This window comes from Modestobacter sp. SYSU DS0904 (genome assembly GCF_054051115.1).
Genome location: NZ_JBJHAQ010000011.1, coordinates 24,633 through 43,462, shown reverse-complemented (window position 1 = coordinate 43,462; position 18,830 = coordinate 24,633). Strand labels below are relative to the sequence as shown.

The 18,830-nt window shown below is 73.9% G+C and carries 18 protein-coding genes and 2 pseudogenes; 13 read left to right on the top strand and 7 right to left on the bottom strand.

The genetic code is table 11. The annotated features are described in order from the left end of the window. Positions 1–12: 12 nt before the first annotated feature. The 8 genes from paaA (at position 13) to ACI79U_RS09625 (ending at position 5,066) form a co-directional block, all read left to right on the top strand. Positions 13–990, top strand: coding sequence for a 1,2-phenylacetyl-CoA epoxidase subunit PaaA (gene paaA, locus ACI79U_RS09660; RefSeq protein WP_457069126.1), 978 nt, complete (start codon positions 13–15; stop codon positions 988–990). After that, entirely contained in the window at positions 987–1,352 is a 366-nt protein-coding gene (paaB, locus tag ACI79U_RS09655; protein WP_457069128.1) for a 1,2-phenylacetyl-CoA epoxidase subunit PaaB, read from the top strand. Before paaA ends, paaB begins: the two co-directional genes overlap by 4 nt. A 9-nt stretch (positions 1,353–1,361) precedes the next feature. Next, complete coding sequence (paaC, locus tag ACI79U_RS09650) at positions 1,362–2,270, top strand: 1,2-phenylacetyl-CoA epoxidase subunit PaaC (RefSeq protein ID WP_457069130.1); 909 nt, start codon at positions 1,362–1,364, stop codon at positions 2,268–2,270. A gap of 38 nt (positions 2,271–2,308) precedes the next feature. Next, positions 2,309–2,782 carry a 1,2-phenylacetyl-CoA epoxidase subunit PaaD gene (gene paaD, locus ACI79U_RS09645; protein ID WP_457069132.1) on the top strand — a complete coding sequence of 158 codons (474 nt, stop codon included), beginning with the start codon at positions 2,309–2,311 and terminating at the stop codon, positions 2,780–2,782. After that, positions 2,783–3,859 carry a 1,2-phenylacetyl-CoA epoxidase subunit PaaE gene (gene paaE / locus ACI79U_RS09640; RefSeq protein WP_457069134.1) on the top strand — a complete coding sequence of 359 codons (1,077 nt, stop codon included), beginning with the start codon at positions 2,783–2,785 and terminating at the stop codon, positions 3,857–3,859. Next, a complete protein-coding gene (locus ACI79U_RS09635; RefSeq protein ID WP_457069136.1) occupies positions 3,856–4,254 on the top strand; it encodes a thioesterase family protein in 399 nt (132 codons plus the stop codon). Before paaE ends, ACI79U_RS09635 begins: the two co-directional genes overlap by 4 nt. A 261-nt stretch (positions 4,255–4,515) precedes the next feature. Continuing rightward, the gene (locus tag ACI79U_RS09630) at positions 4,516–4,719 is read left to right on the top strand and encodes a cold-shock protein (RefSeq protein ID WP_153361672.1); all 204 of its coding nucleotides are present in this window, start codon (positions 4,516–4,518) and stop codon (positions 4,717–4,719) included. A 56-nt stretch (positions 4,720–4,775) separates the two neighbouring features. Continuing rightward, positions 4,776–5,066, top strand: a complete 291-nt coding sequence (locus tag ACI79U_RS09625) for a hypothetical protein (protein ID WP_457069139.1) — start codon at positions 4,776–4,778, stop codon at positions 5,064–5,066. Positions 5,067–5,101: 35 nt separating this feature from the next. Here ACI79U_RS09625 and ACI79U_RS09620 read toward each other — a convergent pair whose 3' ends face one another. The 4 genes and pseudogenes from ACI79U_RS09620 to ACI79U_RS09605 form a co-directional block, all read right to left on the bottom strand. Further along, positions 5,102–7,189: a DEAD/DEAH box helicase gene (locus ACI79U_RS09620; RefSeq protein ID WP_457069141.1), complete on the bottom strand. Its 2,088-nt coding sequence runs from the start codon at positions 7,187–7,189 to the stop codon at positions 5,102–5,104. A gap of 399 nt (positions 7,190–7,588) precedes the next feature. Beyond that, positions 7,589–7,960, bottom strand: a complete 372-nt coding sequence (locus tag ACI79U_RS09615) for a hypothetical protein (RefSeq protein ID WP_457069211.1) — start codon at positions 7,958–7,960, stop codon at positions 7,589–7,591. 50 nt (positions 7,961–8,010) lie between these two features. Continuing rightward, positions 8,011–8,070: pseudogene (locus tag ACI79U_RS09610) on the bottom strand (hypothetical protein); the annotation flags it as partial. A 99-nt stretch (positions 8,071–8,169) separates the two neighbouring features. Beyond that, positions 8,170–9,336: a Na/Pi symporter gene (locus ACI79U_RS09605; RefSeq protein ID WP_457069143.1), complete on the bottom strand. Its 1,167-nt coding sequence runs from the start codon at positions 9,334–9,336 to the stop codon at positions 8,170–8,172. A 411-nt stretch (positions 9,337–9,747) separates the two neighbouring features. Between ACI79U_RS09605 and purU the strand changes: the two genes are divergently transcribed. The 4 genes from purU to ligM all read left to right on the top strand — a co-directional run bounded on the left by purU (position 9,748) and on the right by ligM (position 14,007). Next, positions 9,748–10,608, top strand: a complete 861-nt coding sequence (gene purU / locus ACI79U_RS09600; RefSeq protein WP_457072788.1) for a formyltetrahydrofolate deformylase — start codon at positions 9,748–9,750, stop codon at positions 10,606–10,608. Continuing rightward, positions 10,608–11,465 carry a bifunctional methylenetetrahydrofolate dehydrogenase/methenyltetrahydrofolate cyclohydrolase FolD gene (folD, locus tag ACI79U_RS09595; RefSeq protein WP_457069147.1) on the top strand — a complete coding sequence of 286 codons (858 nt, stop codon included), beginning with the start codon at positions 10,608–10,610 and terminating at the stop codon, positions 11,463–11,465. The genes purU and folD overlap by 1 nt, the downstream gene beginning before the upstream one ends. A 196-nt stretch (positions 11,466–11,661) precedes the next feature. After that, a complete protein-coding gene (locus ACI79U_RS09590) occupies positions 11,662–12,528 on the top strand; it encodes a methylenetetrahydrofolate reductase (RefSeq protein WP_457069149.1) in 867 nt (288 codons plus the stop codon). A gap of 75 nt (positions 12,529–12,603) precedes the next feature. Continuing rightward, positions 12,604–14,007, top strand: coding sequence for a vanillate/3-O-methylgallate O-demethylase (gene ligM, locus ACI79U_RS09585; protein ID WP_457069151.1), 1,404 nt, complete (start codon positions 12,604–12,606; stop codon positions 14,005–14,007). 690 nt (positions 14,008–14,697) lie between these two features. Here ligM and folP read toward each other — a convergent pair. The 3 genes and pseudogenes from folP to ACI79U_RS09570 form a co-directional block, all read right to left on the bottom strand. Further along, positions 14,698–15,570: a dihydropteroate synthase gene (gene folP / locus ACI79U_RS09580; protein WP_457069153.1), complete on the bottom strand. Its 873-nt coding sequence runs from the start codon at positions 15,568–15,570 to the stop codon at positions 14,698–14,700. 169 nt (positions 15,571–15,739) lie between these two features. Beyond that, positions 15,740–16,963 carry a cytochrome P450 gene (locus tag ACI79U_RS09575; RefSeq protein WP_457069155.1) on the bottom strand — a complete coding sequence of 408 codons (1,224 nt, stop codon included), beginning with the start codon at positions 16,961–16,963 and terminating at the stop codon, positions 15,740–15,742. A 20-nt stretch (positions 16,964–16,983) separates the two neighbouring features. Then, positions 16,984–17,907: pseudogene (locus ACI79U_RS09570) on the bottom strand (PDR/VanB family oxidoreductase); the annotation flags it as partial. A 145-nt stretch (positions 17,908–18,052) separates the two neighbouring features. Between ACI79U_RS09570 and ACI79U_RS09565 the strand changes: the two are divergent. Continuing rightward, positions 18,053–18,808 carry an IclR family transcriptional regulator gene (locus ACI79U_RS09565; protein ID WP_457069157.1) on the top strand — a complete coding sequence of 252 codons (756 nt, stop codon included), beginning with the start codon at positions 18,053–18,055 and terminating at the stop codon, positions 18,806–18,808. The last annotated feature ends 22 nt before the right edge of the window (positions 18,809–18,830 follow it).

Genomic DNA, 18,830 nt, shown 5'->3' with positions numbered 1-18,830 from the left:
TGGAGGCGCGACATGCCCGCTGCGACCCCGGTGCCCGACACCCCGCTGCAGGAGCACTTCGACGCGACGATCGCCGCCGACCGCCGGATCGAACCGCGCGACTGGATGCCGGAGGGCTACCGGAAGACGCTCGTCCGGCAGATCGCGCAGCACGCGCACTCGGAGATCATCGGGATGCAGCCCGAGGGCGACTGGCTGCTGGCGGCACCCAGCCTGCGGCGCAAGGCGGTGCTGCTCGCCAAGGTGCAGGACGAGACCGGCCACGGCCTCTACCTGTACTCGGCCGCCGAGACCCTCGGCGCCGACCGGGCCGACCTCACCGACAAGCTGATCGAGGGCCGGCAGAAGTACAGCTCGATCTTCAACTACCCGACGCTCAGCTATGCCGACGTCGGGGTCGTCGGCTGGCTCGTCGACGGCGCGGCGATCTGCAACCAGGTGCCGCTGTGCCGCTCCTCCTACGGGCCCTATGCGCGGGCGATGATCCGGGTCTGCAAGGAGGAGTCGTTCCACCAGCGGCAGGGCTACGAGCTGCTGCTGACGATGATGCGCGGCACCGACGAGCAGCGGGCCATGGTGCAGGACGCCGTCGACCGCTGGTGGTGGCCCTCGCTGATGATGTTCGGCCCGCCGGACGACGAGAGCCCCAACTCGGCGCGGTCGATGGCCTGGGGCATCAAGCGGCACGGCAACGACGAGCTGCGCCAGCGGTTCGTCGACATGAGCGTGCCCCAGGCCGAGGTCCTCGGGGTGACGCTGCCCGACCCCGACCTCCGCTGGGACGACGGGTCCGGGCACTGGCGGTTCGGCGCGATCGACTGGGACCACTTCCGGCAGGTGCTCGCCGGCGACGGCCCGTGCAACGCCGAGCGGATCGCCCGCCGCCGGGCCGCCCGCGACGACAACGCCTGGGTCACCGAGGCGGCCACCGCGTACGCCTCGAAGCACGCCTCGACGCACGCCGCGACGCACGCCGGGGGCGCGGCATGAGCGACGTGACCGCGGAGGGCGGCCACGGCGCCGTCCCCACCTCCGGCGACGTCCCCGTCGAGCCGCGGCCGGCCGCGACCCGCCGGGACTGGCCGCTGTACGAGGTTTTCGTCCGCGGCAAGCGCGGGCTGAACCACGTGCACGTCGGCTCGCTGCACGCCCCCGACGACGAGATGGCCGTGCACGCCGCCCGCGACCTCTACACCCGGCGCAACGAGGGCGTGAGCATCTGGGTGGTGCCGGCGGCCGACATCACCGCCTCCAGCCCCGACGAGAAGGACCCGATGTTCGCCCCCAGCGGCGACAAGGTCTACCGGCACCCGACCTTCTACGCGCTCCCCGACGACGTCCCGCACATCTAAGGGAGCCGCATGCACCAGGAGACGGTCTACGACGCGCTGGACTCCGCCCACGGGGGCGAGGGGCAGTGGGCGTTCGGCACCGGGTTCGACGAGCCGCTGGCCGGGGTCGACACCCGGCCGCCCGACGGCGTCGACCCCGCCGACCTCGGCGAGTACTGCCTGATGCTCGGCGACGACGCGCTGGTGCTCGCGCAGCGGCTCACCGAGTGGATCACCGCAGCTCCCGAGCTGGAGGAGGAGGTTGCGATCGGCAACACCGCCCTGGACCTGCTCGGCCAGGCCCGGCTGCTGCTCGCCCGGGCCGGGTCGCCCGGCGTGCTGGGCCGCTCCCGGTCGCTGGCCTCGGGCACCGTCCCGGACGAGGACGCGCTGGCCTACTTCCGCGACCCCGACGAGTTCCGCTGCACCGGGCTGGTGGCGGCGGGGAACGGCGACTTCGCGCAGACGACGGTCCGGTTGCTGGCCGCCTCGGCCGTCCGGCTGGCGGTCCTCGACCGGCTGCGCGGGTCGCGGGACCCGGTGCTGGCCGCGATCGCCGGCAAGGGGGTGCACGAGCTCGCCTACCACCGCGACCACGCCGCCCGGTGGGTGCTGCGGCTGGGCGACGGGACGGCCGAGTCGCACCGGCGCGCGCAGGCCGGCGCCGACGCGGTGTGGCCGCTGCTGGCCGACGTGTTCACCGCCACCGACGTCGAGCGGCGCCTGGCCGACGCCGGCGTGGGCGTCGACCCGGCCGCGGTCCGCGACGAGGTGCGCGCGGTGCTCACCACCGTGCTGGAGCAGGCCACGCTGCGGGTGCCGGACCGGCCGGCCGACGCCGCCCCGCGCGGCCGGACCGGTGTGCACGGCCCCGAGCTGACCGAGCTGCTCGCCACCCTGCAGGGCCTCGCCCGCCGGCACCCGGCGGCGAGCTGGTGAGGGCGGAGACAGCCGTCTCCGCCCCAGGTGCGCGGGCGGTGGCGGAGACGGTGACCGACCCCGAGCTGCCGGTGCTCACCCTCGCCGACCTCGGGGTGCTCCGCGACGTCCGGACCGAGCAGGGCGTCGTGGTCGTCGAGATCACCCCGACCTACACCGGGTGCCCGGCGCTGGGGGTCATCCGCGCGGACCTGGTGCACGCCCTGCACCGCGCCGGCTTCGACCGGGTCGACGTCCGCACCGTGCTCGCCCCCGCGTGGACCACCGACTGGATCAGCGACGCCGGCCGCCGGAAGCTGGCCGCGGCCGGCATCGCCCCACCGGGCCCGGCCCCGGTGCGGGCCGCGGGCCCGGTGCCGCTGCGGCTCGGCCCGGTGCGGCACGCGGCCACCTGCCCGCGGTGCGGTTCGCCCGACGCCGAGCAGACCAGCGAGTTCGGGCCGACCGCGTGCACGGCGCTGTTCCGGTGCCGGTCGTGCGGCGAGCCGTTCGAGAAGGTCAAGGAGGTCTGAGTGCACACCCCCACCCGGCGACGGCCGCGGTTCCACCCGCTGACCGTCGCCTCCGTCGAACCGCTGACCGACGACGCGGTGGCGGTGACCTTCGACGTCCCCGACGAGCTCGCCGCGGAGTACCGGTTCCAGCCGGGTCAGGCGCTCACCCTGCGCCGGGTCGACGGCGACCGGGACGAGCGCCGCTCCTACTCCATCTGCGCACCGGTCGGGTCGCCGCCCCGGGTCGGCGTCCGCGAGGTGCCCGGCGGCTTCTTCTCCTCCTGGCTGGTGCACGACGTGCGGCCCGGTGACCGGATCGAGGTGCTCCCACCCTCGGGCACCTTCACCGCCGACCTGGACGTCCCCGGCGACCACGTCTTCGTCGTCGCCGGCTCCGGCGTGACACCGGCGATCAGCCTGGCCGGCACGGTGCTCCGGGACGGCGTGTCCACCGTGACGGTGCTCTACGGCAACCGCCGCACCGACACGGTGATGTTCGCCGACGAGCTCGCCGACCTGAAGGACCGGTACGGCACCCGGCTGCAGCTGGTGCACGTGCTGTCCCGGGAGGCCCGGGACGCCGAGCTGACCAGCGGCCGGCTGGACGGCGACCGGCTGCGCGCGCTGGTGGACGCCTTCGTCGACGCCCGGCAGGTGGACCACTGGTGGCTGTGCGGGCCGCACGGGATGGTCACCGACGCGCGGGCGCTGCTGGTCGAGCTGGCGGTGCCGGCTGCGCGGGTGCACCAGGAGCTGTTCTTCGTCGACGACGTCCCGCCCGAGCCGGTGCGCGGCGACCCGGGCGTGGTCGCCGGCCCGAGCAGCACGGTGACCGTGGTGCTCGACGGCCGGTCGACGACCCTGGCGCTGCCCCGGGACTCCCCCGTGCTCGACTCGGCCCAGCGGGTCCGCGGTGACCTGCCGTTCGCCTGCCGGGGCGGGGTGTGCGGCACCTGCCGGGCCCGGGTGACCGGCGGGGAGGTGCGGATGCGGCGCAACCACGCGCTGGAGCCGGCCGAGGTGGCGGCGGGCTTCGTGCTCACCTGCCAGGCGCTGCCGGTGTCCGACGCCGTGACCGTGGACTTCGACGCGTGAGGCCGGTCCCGGCCGGCGCCACGGCCTCGATCGAGGTGGTGGTGACGCCGGAGATGACCGTCCGGTTCGACGAGCTCGGGGCGGTGCACCCGGTCTACGCCACCTACACGATGGCCAAGCACTTCGAGGAGGCCGCCCGCAAGCTGCTGCTGCGGTACCTCGATCCGGACGAGGACGGCATCGGCCGGTCGCTGACCGTGGAGCACCTGGCCCCCAGCCGGGTGGGCGACCGGATCCGGGTCACCGCCACCCGCGCGGAGGTGCACGGCAACCGGCTCACCTGCAGCTGCACCGCCGTGGACGGCGACGGGCGCCGGCTGGGCACGGGCAGCACGGTCCAGGCCGCGCTGCCCGTGGCCTCGCTCCGTGCCCGGCTGGGCGGCGCCGCCGGGTGACCCGGTGCACCCGGTTCCCGCGCACGGCGGGGCCGCCCGCGAGGCGCCGTGGGTCACGCTTCGGAGGACTTCTCGGGCCCTCCGCCCCACGGGAGGCCGGTGAGGCCGTACAGTCCGTGGTGATCGCCGTTGTGCCTCTGCTTCGTTCCCGGACGTCCGCAGTCGTCTCTGCCTGACGTTCCTTCTCGGTCCTGCCGGTCGGTACGGCGATCCCGGCGCGACGACTGTCGGCCGGACAACCCCACCCGGGACGAGGACGACATGACCCAGGGCACCGTGAAGTGGTTCAACAGCGAGAAGGGCTTCGGCTTCATCGAGCAGGACGGTGGCGGCCCCGACGTGTTCTGCCACTTCTCCGCGATCAGCGGTAGCGGCTACAAGTCGCTGGACGAGGCGCAGCGCGTCGAGTTCGACGTCACGCAGGGCCAGAAGGGCCCGCAGGCGGAGAACGTCCGCCCGATCTGAGCACTGAGACGAGGCCCCGGCGTTGCACGCCGGGGCCTCGTCCGTTCCCGGGCCCGGTGCCCGGTGGACGGATCGATCGAGCTCCGCCCCGCCCAGCCAGGAGGCTCCCCATCGACACTCCCCGGAGACGCTGCGCCGACGCCCACCTCGGGTGCACCTGCCGCGGCGACGATGCCGTCCACGACCAGCGCGCCCGCGAGCGCGACGAGGCGCGCGCCCAGGCCGGCGACGTCGTCCCCTGCCCCGAGTGCGGCCGGCCCACCACGCCCTTCCAGCTGGTGACCTGGGGCAACTGCCGGGCCTGCCGCACCGCCCAGTCCCGCTCGATGGAGCCGCTGCGCTGGTGAGCCCGGCTCGCCGCGGGTGAGCCGCGCCCGGCGGGTCAGTCCCCGGCGGGCGCGGGCAGCGGCGGCACGGGGACCGGCCGCGCCGCCAGCGCGTCGGTCAGCAGCGCGACGAGCGCCTCCAGCTGCACGTCCGCCGACGACTGCACCTCCTCGTCGGACCCGTCGAGCGCCCGGGCGGCGAGCCCCGCCTTGCTGTCGATGAGCTCGGCGATCCGGGCATCGATGGTCTGCGCGGCGATGATCCGCCAGGCGGTGACCGGCTCGGTCTGCCCGATGCGGTGGCTGCGGTCGATGGCCTGGGTCTGCTCGGCATCGGTCCACGACAGCTCCGCGAGCACCACGTTGGACGCCACCTGCAGGTTCAGCCCCACCCCCGCCGCGGTCAGCGAGCAGACGGCGACCGCGACGCCCGGGTCGTTGACGAACGCGTCGACGTTGCGCTGCCGCACCGCGGGCGTCTGGTCCCCGCGGATGGAGGAGAACCGGACCCCCTGCTTGGTGAACACCTGCTCGGCGGCGTCCATGACGTCGACGTGCTTGGCGAAGAAGACCACCTTGCCGGCGTTGCGCGCGAGCTGTGCGGCGTAGTCGGCGGCCAGGTCGGCCTTGGCCTGGCCGATGCGGCGCAGCATGCCGAACACGTTGTCGCCGCTGCTGGAGGTCGTGGCGTCCTTGAGCTCCCAGCGGGCCACGGTGCGGACCAGCTCCGGGTCGATGCCCTCGACCTGGTCACCGGACCGCCGGTTCGCCAGCGCCGTCTCGTACCGGGACACCATCCGGCGGGCCAGGTCGCGCTCGGCCGCCCGGATCGACCGGCCGGCGGCGCCGTCCAGCTCCACGGGGAGGTCGGCGATCCGGCGGGCCGGGATGTCGGCGGCCACCTCCACCTTGCGGCGGCGCACGATGCCCATGTCGATCACGCACCGGCGGGCCGCGGGGTAGAAGCCCGGGTCGGCCGGCGTCAGGCCGACCTCCTCCAGGGCGTTCATCAGCTCACCCAGCGGCTTCGCGTCGTCGATCCAGCCGAGGAACTGCCAGATCGCCCGGAAGTCCTCGATGTCGTTGATCAGCGGCGTGCCGGTCAGCGCCATCAGCAGCGGGCGCACGGTGCGGGTGCGGATCCGCTCGGAGAGCTCCAGCACGTGCTGGGAGCGCTGCGAGGTCTTGTTCTTGATGAAGTGCGCCTCGTCGACCACCATGCCGCGGAAGCCGAAGTCGCCCAGCCAGCCCACGTGCCGGTCGAGCACCTCGTAGTTGACGACCACGATGTCGGCGAAGCCGTCGACGGTCTCCCCGTTGCCGTGGATGACGGTGGCCCGGCGGCGCGGCGTCCACCGGGCGGCCTCGCGGGCCCAGTTGGTCTTGACCACGTTCGGCACGACCACCAGCAGCGGGTAGACGTCGGCCGCCTCCGCGGCGAGCAGCGCCTGGGCGGTCTTGCCCAGGCCGGGCTCGTCGGCGAGCAGGAAGGTTCGGTGGCCGGCGGCCGCGGCGGCGACCAGCTGCGCCTGGTGCGGCATCAGCTCGGCGCCCCCGGGCAGCGGCCGGGCGGCCTGCGCGGGCATCGGCATGCAGGCGGCGTCCCCGCCGCCGGCGCGCTCGAAGGAGTTGAGCAGCGGGCCGATCAGCTCCCAGCCGGCCAGCCGGCGCGGCCGCGCGACGGGCGGGGGCGCAGCGGAGAAGTCGGGGGCGAGGAACGGGTTCGCCAGCTGCCGGGAGATCACCGACTGCGGCACCACCCGGTTTTCCGGCGCGGCAGGCGGTGCGGCAGCCGGCTCCGGCTCCGGCTCCGGCTCGGCCGCGGGCTCCAGGCCCACCGACCGCAGCATCTCCTGCTGGAGCGACCGGGCGGCCGTGGTGACGACGGCGTCATCGGCGAGCAGCGCGAGCAGCCCGGGGTCGCGGACCGCGGTCTTGGCCAGGATCGTGCCGATCTGGTCGATGCGCTTGAGCTGCTCCGACCGGGCGGCGGAGCTGAGGCTCTCGTCCGCCCGCACCCGGGCGTGCTCGTCGCGCACCATCAGGGCGACGACCTGGAACTTGGTGCGTACCGCCGGGGTGACGCGGCCGTCCTGGACGGCGGCCTCCACCGAACGGACGGTGCGGGACAGCAGCGTGACCACGTCCCCGGGGACGCGTCGCTGGTTCCGCGGGGCCGCACGTCGCTGACCCGTCGAGCGCTGGCCTGATCGGCCCACAGACTCCTCCTCTGGATGCCGCGGGCGACCCGCGGCATGGTGCTGCGCACCGTCCCGTGGTCGGGCGACCACGTCACGGGCGGAGGGCCGTCGGTGGCCACCCCGAGCCGGGAACCGGCTCGTCGGATCCCCACGCGGATCTCCACGAGATCGACGCCTCGGCGCCGGACGCCCCGCCCTCGACGAGGAACCGGAGCCGGCGGTCGGGTCGACACCCGAGAGCCGGACGTCGTCGCCAGTCACACGGCAGCTGCCGTGCGGTCGGTGCTCGTCCCAGGTTACCGCCTGGCGGGCCGGCGGGCAGCGCGACCACCCGGCCGGTGCTCAGGACGGCCGGTGCACCCCGCCGGGGTGCCCCGCCCGGCGTGCAGCCGGACGAGGTGCCAGGCCACGGCGTAGGTGCCAGGCCACGGCGTAGAGCGCCACCGCCACCCCCAGGGCCGTCGCGGCCTCCACGGCGAACTCCCGCGCCGCGTACTGCGCCACCTCGGTCGGGGACCAGCTGCCCAGCTCCCGCAGGTCGTCCTGCCCGCCCGGCAGCACCCGGACCGCGGTTCCCGGCCCGGGCCGGGGGAACCGGTGCGCTGCCGGCCACACCCGGCCCGCGCCCGCCGGCGGGAGCAGCGCCACCAGCGGGCGCTCGAGCACGAGGTGGAAGGCGGCGAGCAGCAGCAGCCCGACCAGCGGTCGAGCCACAGCACCGAGGACGCGGTGTGCGTGAGGTCGTGGTCCCCGCCGATCCACTGCAGCGGGACGTGGTACGGCAGGTCCGGCGCCAGCGAGCCGGCCACCAGCGCCAACGGCACGAGGTGGGTGCGCACCAGCGGCAGGACCGCCGCCGGGTGGACCAGGGTGAACGGCACGGGCGCACCCTGGGGCGGACGCCGCGCCGTCACCCGCCCCGGTCAGCCCAGCGCGACGGCGGCCACCGGCACCGCCACGAACACCCCACCGGCGTAGACCGGCATGGCCCACGGCTGCCTGGCAACGAAGGAACCGAGCGCCTCCGCCAGCCGGACCGGGATGTACCGGATCTTCGGCACCGGGTAGATGAGGACGACGGCGAACACGTTGAACAGCACGTGCACCAGCGCGATGACCAGCCCCTCCGGCTGGCCGGTGGCCAGCGCGGCGAGCAGCGCCGTGGCCGTGGTGCCCAGGTTGGCCCCGATGGTGATCGGATACGCGTTGCGCACGGTGAGCACCCCGGCGGCCACCAGGGGCAGCAGCGTCACGGTGACGATCGAGGAGCTGACGACCAGGACCGCGGCGACCGTCCCGACACCGATGCCCACCAGCCCGCCGGCCTTGCTCACCGAGCGGTTCGCCTTCTCCTGCAGCGGCCCGGTGACCACCGCCCGCATGTTCTTGCTGATGTACCGGATCGTCACGTACAGCGCGGCGATCCCGACGACCAGCATGACGGTGCCCAGGAAGGCACCGGCCGGGACCAGCGCGCCCAGCACGGTCCCGACCGCCGCGTTGGCCGGGTCGGTCGCCAGCGCGAGCGGGCTCTGCAGCTCCGCACCGCCGACGCCGGCACCGGAGACGAGCCCGGCGAGCCAGCGGGCCGACGAGGACAGGAAACCGGTGAGCAGCTCGAGCGGCAGCAGGAGCAGGACCGCGAAGAAGTTGAACAGGTCGTGCATCGTGGCCGCGGCGACGACCTGCTTGAACTCGTTCCGGCGCCGCATGCTCACCATCGTCACCAGGGTGTTGGTCACGGTCGTGCCGATGTTCGCGCCCATGACCATCGGCACGGCGAGCTCCACCGGGATGACCCCGGCGGCCACCATGCCCACGATCGCCGACGTGGACACCGAGGAGGACTGCACCAGGATGGTCGCCAGCACGCCGGCGAAGAGCCCGGTCAGCGGGTTGCTCACCCCGGCGAGGACCGCGTCGTTGAACCCCTCGCCCATCTGGGCGATGCCGTCCTCCACCACCCCGACGCCCACCAGGAACAGGTAGAGCAGCGCCAGCGCCAGCGCGGCATGGCCGGCGACCTGGCGCCGGGTCATCTTCTCGGGTGGTTGCTCGGTCGGTGCGGTGTCGTTCCTCTGGTCCGTCACGGCGCTCCCCCTGCGGTTGACATCCCCGTATCCCCACCCTCCCCAGCAGGGGCCAACACCGGGTGGCTGCGAGCCCAACACCCGCCGTCGGCGACACCGGCGGTCACCGGCGGCCTGGTCGGCTCGGAGGGCGGGGCGGGGCCCGGCGTGGGAGCCTGCGCCCGTGAGGGAAGGGGCTGCCGGCCGCTCGGGCGACCAGCTACGTCACTTGTCGCAGAGCGCCCGCGACGAGTGCACGCGCTGATCCCGTCATCCGCGTGATCCGGAGTGACGCAGCTCATTCCTAAGGTGCTCAGAGAGAGGTGACCGGTCGATCCCGGCCACCCACCGCCGTCCCAGCGACCCCTGCCAGGAGCCTCCCCCATGAGCCAGATGGTCACCCTCGGCGCCCCGCGTGCGGCAGCGTCCCCGATGCCCGGAACCCGGGACGTCGGTCGCCTGCTGGTGCAGTGCGACGACCGCCCCGGCGTCGTCGCCGCGGTCTCGACCTTCCTGGCCGAGCACGGGGCCAACATCATCGAGCTCGGCCAGTACTCCACCGACCCGGAGGGCGGGCGGTTCTTCCAGCGCACCGTCTTCCACCTCGACGGGCTGTCGGCCCAGCAGGAGGCGATCGAGGCCGAGTTCGCCGAGATCGCCGCGGAGTTCGAGCTGGACTGGTCGCTCACCCGGGCCGACGAGCCCAAGCGGGTGGGGATCATGGTCTCCAAGTACGACCACTGCCTGCTGGACCTGCTGTGGCGGGTCGGCCGCGGCGAGCTGGCGATGAACCCCGTCATGGTGATCAGCAACCACTCGGACCTGGCCGACGAGGTGCGCGCCTTCGGCATCCCGTTCATCCACATCCCGGTCACCAAGGACACCAAGGCCGACGCCGAGACCCGGCAGTTGGAGATGCTGCGCGGCAACGTCGACCTGGTGATCATGGCCCGGTACATGCAGATCCTCAGCAGCACGTTCCTGGAGAACGTCGGCTGCCCGGTGATCAACATCCACCACTCGTTCCTGCCGGCGTTCATGGGCGCCAACCCCTACCTGCAGGCGAAGGCCCGCGGCGTGAAGCTGATCGGCGCGACGGCGCACTACGCCACCCAGGACCTCGACGAGGGGCCGATCATCGAGCAGGACGTCACCCGGGTGTCCCACGCACAGCTCGCCGCTGAGCTGCAGCGCCGCGGCGCCGACGTCGAGCGCTCGGTGCTGGCCCGCGCCGTCGCCTGGCACTGCGAGGACCGGGTGTTCCGGCACGGCAACGCGACGGTGGTGCTCTGATGGCCGCCACCCTGATGGACGGCAAGGCGCTGGCCAAGCAGGTGCGCGAGCGGACGGCGGCCGAGGTCGCCGAGTTCACCGCCCGCACCGGACGGACGCCGGGCCTGGCCACCGTCCTGGTCGGCGACGACCCGGCCTCGGCGGTCTACGTGTCCAGCAAGCGCAAGCAGTGCGTCGCGGCCGGGATGACCGACCACCACCGGCTGCTGCCGGCGACGGCGACCCAGGAGGAGGTGGCCGCGGTCCTCACCGAGCTCGCCGCCGACCCCGAGGTCTCCGGGATCCTGCTGCAGCTCCCCCTCCCCCGCGGCCTCGACTCCGGGGCGCTGGTCCAGCTGATCCCCGCCGAGAAGGACGTCGACGGGCTGACCACGCTCAGCGCGGGCCTGCTGGCCCAGGGCCGTCCGGGTCTGCGCCCGTGCACCCCGTCGGGGGTGATCGAGCTGCTCGACGCGCACGACGTCCCGCTGGAGGGCGCCGAGGCGGTGGTCATCGGCCGCTCCGAGCTGGTCGGGAAGCCGGTCGCCCAGCTGCTGCTGCAGCGCAACGCAACGGTGACCATCTGCCACTCGCGCACCCGCGACCTCGCCGAGGTCTGCCGCCGCGCCGACGTCATCGTCGCCGCGGCCGGCCAGCCGGGGTTGGTCCAGGGCGACTGGGTCAAGGACGGCGCCGTCGTGGTCGACGTCGGCATCCACCGCACCGACTCCGGCCTGGTCGGCGACGTCGACACCGAGGCCGCGTCGGCCCGGGCCTCGCTGATCACACCGGTGCCCGGCGGCGTCGGCCCGATGACCATCGCGATGCTGCTGCACAACACGCTGGTCGCCGCCCGCGCCCAGGCAGAGGCCGGCTGAGCCCGGCCGTGCCCGTCCGCGCGACATTTGACCCACCCGCCGCTGCCGCACCCGGCCGCCGCGGTCCCGCCATTGCACTGTGCCGCTGGTCACAGGACGGTCCCTATCGTGGCCGTGGGACGTACGCCACCGCCCGGCCCGCACAGATCCCGCCGCCCGCGCCCCGGGCGCGCGCCACACGAGGAAGGGACACGGAGTGAACAGGTCGCTTCCGCGCAACCCCGACACCCGCGCTGCCCTGCGCCGCACCTTCGAGACCCTCGGTTACGAGGTGATCCCGTTCAAGAAGACCGGGGACGACGTCCAGCAGCACGTGCCCACCGACGTGCGCCTGACCGTCACCGCCTCCCCGGCCAAGGGCATCGGTGCCACGGTCGAGCTGGCCGTCCGGCTGACCAAGGCCGGCTACACCGTCGCCCCGCACTTCAGCGCCCAGCAGATCGCCGACCGGGCGCAGCTGGCCGACATCATCGCGGAGGTGCGCGAGGCCGGCATCACCGAGGTCTTCGTGGTCGGCGGTGACCCCACCGACACCCCCACCGAGTTCCGGGACGCCCACGCGCTGCTGCTGGCGATGAAGGAGCTGGACCACCCGTTCACCGAGGTGGGCATCGGTGGCCACCCGGAGGGCCACCCGTCGGTCTCCGACGACGTGCTCTACGGCGCGCTCGCCGACAAGGCCCCCTTCGCCAACCACATCACCACCCAGATCTGCTTCGACACCAAGCGCATCGTCGGCTGGGCCAAGGAGCTGCAGCGGCGCGGCATCGACCTGCCGCTGCACATCGGCATCCCCGGCGCGGTGACCCGGCAGAAGCTGCTGCGCGTCTCCAACGGGCTGGGCATCGGTGAGTCGGCGAAGTTCCTCAAGAAGCAGCAGAACCTGCTGTGGCGCTTCTTCCTCCCCGGTGGCTACAGCCCCGACGGGATCATCCGCGGCCTGGCCCCCTCGATCGGGGCGTCCGACCAGCGGATCGAGAAGTTCCACGTCTTCACCTTCAACGACCTGGAGCCGACCGAGGCGTGGCGGCAGCAGATGCTCAACCGTCTCGCCGAGCAGTAGGTCGGCACCACCCCGCACCAGCCCGCCGCCCGCCTGGACGGCACCGGGAATCCATCGACGACGAAACGGACCCACATGAGCGCCAACAACCTGCAGGACCTGCTGAACCAGAGCGGCAACACCGTCGAGCTGCTGCGCAACTCGCAGCTGGGCACCTACATCTACCCGGTCGTCCCGTCGGAGTTCACCAACTGGCGGCGTGAGCAGAAGGCGTGGCAGAACAGCGCCGTGCTGTTCGACCAGTCGCACCACATGTTCAACACCTACGTCTCCGGCCCGGACGCGCTGAAGCTGCTCACCGAGACGGGCATCAACAGCACCGCGAACTTCCCGGTCGACAGCGCCAAGCAGTTCGTCCCGGTCTCGCCCGAGGGCGGCGTCGTCGGCGACGGCATCCTCTTCCGCCTGGCCGAGGAGGAGTTCGTCTTCGTCGGTCGCGCCCCGGTGGCCAACTGGCTGATGTACCACGGCAGCAAGGGCTACGACGTCGAGCTGAAGAACGACCCCCGCTCGCCGTCCCGCCCCTACGGCAAGTCGGTCAGCCGCTCGGTGTGGCGCTTCCAGATCCAGGGCCCGCGCGCCTGGGAGATCATCGAGAAGCTCAACGGCGGCACCGTCGAGCAGCTCAAGTTCTTCAAGATGAGCACCATGAACATCGCCGGCAACCAGGTGCGCACCCTGCGCCACGGCATGGCCGGCGCACCGGGTCTGGAGATCTGGGGCCCGTACGAGACCTACGAGCAGACCCGCGACGCCATCCTCGAGGCCGGCCAGGAGTTCGGCATCGAGCCCTGTGGCTCGCGCGCCTACTCCAGCAACACGCTGGAGTCCGGCTGGATCCCCTCGCCGCTGCCCGCGGTCTACAGCAGCGAGGGCCTGAGCGACTACCGCCAGTGGCTGCCGAGTGACGGCTACGAGGCCACCAACGCCCTGGCCGGCAGCTTCGTCTCCGACCGGATCGAGGACTACTACCTCAACCCGTGGGAGCTCGGCTACGGCTCGTTCGTGAAGTTCGACCACGACTTCATCGGCCGTGAGGCGCTGGAGAACATCGACAAGGAGAGCCAGCGCCGCAAGGTGACCCTCGCCTGGAACCCGGACGACGTCGCCAAGATCCTGGGCAGCCTGGTCGACCTCGAGGGCCCGGGCTACCAGGTCTTCGACCTGCCGAACGCCAACTACGGTTCGTCGAACTACGACCGGGTGCAGGACGCCGACGGCAACCTGGTCGGCCTGTCGCTGTTCACCGGCTACAGCGCCAACGAGCGGCGGGCGCTGTCCCTGGCCACCGTCAGCCCCGACGTCCCGCTGGGCGCCGAGGTGCAGGTCGTCTGGGGCGAGCCGAACGGCGGCAGCAAGAAGACCACGGTCGAGCCGCACGAGCAGTTCGCCGTGCGCGCCGTCGTGAGCCCGGCGCCGTTCGCCGCCATGGCCCGCGAGACGTACCAGGCCGGCTGGCGCACCGGTAACAAGGCCTGACCCACCAGGTCGGTCGCACCAGGGGCCGGGTGGCGCTGCACACGCAGCGCTGCCCGGCCCCTGGCCGTTCCGGCGGCACGTCCGCGCCGCCGGCCGCTCGCCCCGCATGATCACCCCGGGCCCAGTGCGGTCACCGTGCGACCGAGGCAACGATGAAGCCGAGGTGATCATGGAGCTGGACCGCGCGAGCGCCTGTGGCGGCTCTCGCTTCCGGCGGCTATCGCTCCGCAGCGGACCTCCGGCGGATGCCAGGATCGGGTGATGACGACCTACCGGGTAGCGGTGAGCTACACAGTCGACGTCGTGGACGAGAAGGCGCTTCTCCGAGCCGGCGCGGCCGCGTGGCATGCGTCAGCCGGGGGCTGGACGGTCCGCGTTGCCGACGACGGCGCTGCCGTGGAAGCCGCAGCGCAGCCGAGGAGTCGTCCGCCGTGACACCTGGGCCAGAGGCAAGCATCGCGTTCGTCCTGGGCGCCCAGCCACACCCGGCCGTCCCCGGGCTGTGGTTCGCCGCCTCGTCCGTCGACGTCCAGCCGAGCATCCCGGAGTAGCCGCGCCTCGGCTTCCAGATCGAGCCGAGCACGCCCCTCGTCGACGGTGTGCCGTGCAACCGGACTACGACGGGCCGGGCCTGGACCGGGTCTGCTTCGTCCGCCACCTGCCCGGCTGACGCCGGAGCGGACTGCGAACTCAGCCGGCGGTGACGGCGGAGAGGATGCGCAGGGCGTCGGCGGTGCCGGCCACCTCGTGCACCCGCACGCCCCAGGCGCCGGCCTGCGCGGCGAGCACCGTGGTGGCCAGGGTGGCCGGGTCGCGCTGCTCCGCCGTCCGGGGTGCTCCACCCTGCTCGGTCAGCACCGCCTGGAGGAACCGCTTGCGCGAGGCGCCCACCAGCAGCGGCAGGCCGAGGTCGACCAGCGCGTCGAGGTGCCGCAGCAGCGCGACGTCGTGCTCCGGGCGCTTGGCGAAGCCCAGCCCCGGGTCGAGCAGCAGCCGGCCGGCGTCCACGCCCGCTGCGACGGCGGCGTCGACCCGGGCGGTCAGCTCGGTGCGGACCTCGGCGACGACGTCCCGGTAGTCGGCCGCCGCGTACATGTCCCGGCTGTGACCGCGCCAGTGCATCAGCACCCAGGGCACCCCGGCGTCGGCGACCACACGCGCCATCGCGGGGTCGGCCAGCCCGCCGCTCACGTCGTTGACCAGCATGGCTCCAGCGGCGATCGCCGCCTCGGCGACCACGGCCCGGGTGGTGTCCACGCTCACCGCCACCCCCGCGGCGGTCAGCTCGGTGACCACCGGCACGACCCGGCGCAGCTCCTCGGCGATCTCCACCCGCCCGGCGCCGGGCCGGGTCGACTCGCCGCCGACGTCCACGACGTCGGCGCCGTCGGCGGCCATCGCCAGGCCGTGGGCCACGGCGGCGTCCGGGGTCGACCACAGCCCGCCGTCGGAGAAGGAGTCCGGGGTGACGTTGAGGACGCCGAGCACGGCGCACCGGCCGGACCGGCGCAGCAGCGGGTGGACCAGCGGCGGCGCACTGGGCGGGTTCACGACGGTGGCCACGCGGTGCTCCCTGCGACGGGGCGGCGCCGGGCGGCCGCCGATCCGTCGACGCTACGGAGCGCCGCGCCGCGGCGGATCGGGCCGGCGCCCCACCCGGACCGCGACAGATGACCCGGTCGCGGAGCCCGGTAACCGGCCGGGACCCGTCGGGGACGGGCCCTCCTGCGCGCTACCGCAGGGCGAGGGACAGCGGCAGGCTGTCCAGCGCCCGCAGCGTGTTGTTGTGGTGCCGCCGGACCGGCCCGGCGAGCTCGATCGACCGCACCCGGCGGGCCAGCGCGGTCAGCACCGCCTCCGCCTCCAACCGGGCCACGTGCTGCCCCACGCACTGGTGCAGCCCCATGCCGAAGCCGACGTGCCCGGACGGGTCCCGGGTCAGGTCGAACCGGTCGGGGTCGTGCCAGCGGCGCGGGTCGCGGTTGGCCGCGGCCAGGAACATCAGCACCTTGCGGCCCTCCGGGACGACGGTCCCGCCGATCCGGACGTCGGTGGTCGTCGTCCGGAAGAAGGTCTGCACCGGCGACTCCCACCGGACCGCCTCGTCGAAGGCGACCCGGGCCAGCGACGGGTCGGCGACCAGCCGGTCCCACTCCCCCGGGTGCGACGCGAGTCCGTACAGCACCGCGGAGATCCCATGCACGGTCGTGTCGACCCCGGCGGTGAGCAGCGACCGCACCATCAGCGGCGCCTGCTCCGGGGTGATGTCACCGCGGTCGGCGGCGGCCCAGATCGCGGCCCCGAACCCGTCGTCGGTGAGCGCCTCCCGGGCGCACTGCGCCGCCACCCAGGCCGACAGCTCGGCCACCCGCGGCTCGCCCTTGGCCACCAGGTCGTTGCTCGGGCCGAAGGCGTTGAAGGCGTGGTCGCCGTACGGGAGCAGGTTCTCCCGGCCGTCCGGGCCGAGCCCGACCGCGTCGGGGAAGACCCGCAGCGGGAAGGCCTGCGCCAGGGTCGGGACGGCGTCGAACTCGGTGCCCGCGGCCAGCACGGCGTCGACCAGCTGCTCGGCGTCCGCGGCCCACCGGTCGCGCAGCCGGCGGAGCGCGCGGGGCCCCAGCACCGAGGTGAGCACCCGCCGGGGCGCGTCGTGGCGCGGCGGGTCGGCCTCGAGCAGCAGGCTCGGCGGCCGCCACGGCTTCTCGGTGCGGAAGTTGCTCAGCCCGACCCCGGCGGCGGACTGGAACTCCTGCCAGTCGACGAGGGCGGCGTGCACCTCCTCGTACCGGGCGAGGGCGAACACGTCGTAGCGGCTCAGGTGCACCACCGGGCCTGCCTCGCGGAGCTGCTGGTGCATCGGCAGCGGGTCCTCGAGCACGTCGTGGGCGAACGGGTCGACGTCGCTGACCGGCAGGTCGGCGGCGGTCTGGGTGAGGGTCATCGGGGTGAGGGTCATGGCCGGCTCCCGGGGGGGGGTCAGAGGTCGAGGACGAGGCGGTCGCTGCAGGACCGGGAGACGCAGGGGTACATGCAGTCCCCGGCGGCCCGGTCGGCGTCGTCGAGCAGCGAGTCGCGGTGGTCGGGGGTGCCCGCGAGCACGACCGTCTCGCAGGTGCCGCAGGTGCCCTGGCGGCAGGAGGAGAGGACGTCGACGCCCACCGCGGCCACCGCCTCCAGCACGGAGAGCTCCGGGGGCACGGTGACGGTGCGCCCGGTGCGGGCCAGCTCCACCTCGAAGGCCGTGGTGCGCACCGGCGCGCCCTGGTCGGCGCCGGCGAACCGCTCGGTGTGCAGGGTGGGCGCCGGCCAGTCCGCGCAGGCCGCCTCCAGCGCGGTGAGCAACGGGCCCGGGCCGCAGCCGTAGACCCGCACCCCGGGCCGCGGCTCGCCGAGGAAGCCGGCCAGGTCGAGCAGGCCGAACTCGTCCTGCGGGCGGACCAGCACCCGGTCGCCGTGCTGCGCCAGCTCGTCCAGGAACGCCATCGAGCTGCGCTGCCGGCCGCCGTAGAGCAGCTGCCAGTCGGCGCCGACCAGCTCGGCCTGGACGATCATCGGCAGCAGCGGGGTGATCCCGATGCCCCCGGCGACGAACCGGTAGGTCTCCGCCGGCACCAGCGGGAAGTTGTTCCGCGGCCCGCCGAGCTGCACCTGGTGCCCCGGCTGGAGCTGCTCGTGCACGTAGGCCGAGCCACCCCGGCCGGCCGGCTCCAGCAGCACGCCCACCCGGTAGGCGTGCGCATCCCACCGGTCCCCGCACAGCGAGTACTGCCGGGTCAGCCCGTTGCCGAAGGTGAGGTCGACATGCGCCCCCGGGGTCCAGTCCGGCAGCCGCCGGCCGTCCGGCGCCGCGAGGGTCACCACCACCACGCCGTCGGCGACCGGCGTCTTCTCCAGCACCCGCACCACCGTGCGGTCCGCCGTCCTGCCCTGCTCCGCGCTGAGCATCCCGACCTCCTCGTCGTCGCTGTACCGAGGATGCGACGCCGGTCACCCTCTGCCGTAGCCGGTTCTCACTGAATGAGAGAAACGGTGGCAGACTGCCGACATGGCCCGAACCGCGCCCGGGGAGTCCGTGCTGACCCGTGCGGTGCGCGTGCTGGACGCGTTCACCGCCGAGGGCCCCGCCCTGACGGTCGGTGAGGTCGCCCGGCGCAGCGGCCTGCACGTGGCCACGGCGTCCCGGCTGGTCGCCGAACTGGTGCAGCACGGGCTCCTGGAGCGCGGGCCCGGGCGGGAGGTGCGGATCGGCGTGCGGCTGTGGGAACTGGGCTCCCGCGCCTCGCCCACGGTCTCGCTGCGCGACGCGGCGATGCCCTTCCTGGAGGACGTGCACGCCGTCATCGGCCACCACGTCCAGCTCGGGGTCCTCGACGGCGAGGACGTGATCTTCGTCGAGCGGCTCAGCGCGCGCGACGCGGTGATCAACTTCTCGCGGATCGCCGGCCGGCTGCCGCTGGCCACGTCGTCCTCCGGGCTGGTGCTGCTGGCGCACGCGCCGCACGAGGTGCAGGAGCGGGTGCTGGCCCGGCCGCTGCACCCGGTCACCCCGGCCGGGCTGCGCACGTCCGCCCAGCTGCGCGCCGCGCTCGCCGAGGTCCGCCACACCCAGCGCGCGGTGCTCGCCGGGCACCAGCACCCTGACGCCACCGGGGTCGCCGTCCCGGTGCGGGACACCGGGGGCCGGGTCGTCGCCGCGCTGTCGGTCATCGTGCCCAACGACGGCCGGGCGGCCGAGCTGGTGCCCCTGCTGCTGGCCACGGCGCGCGGCATCGGCCGGTCGCTCGGCCAGCCGGCCGGCTGACCGCGAACACCGAGGAGAGCCG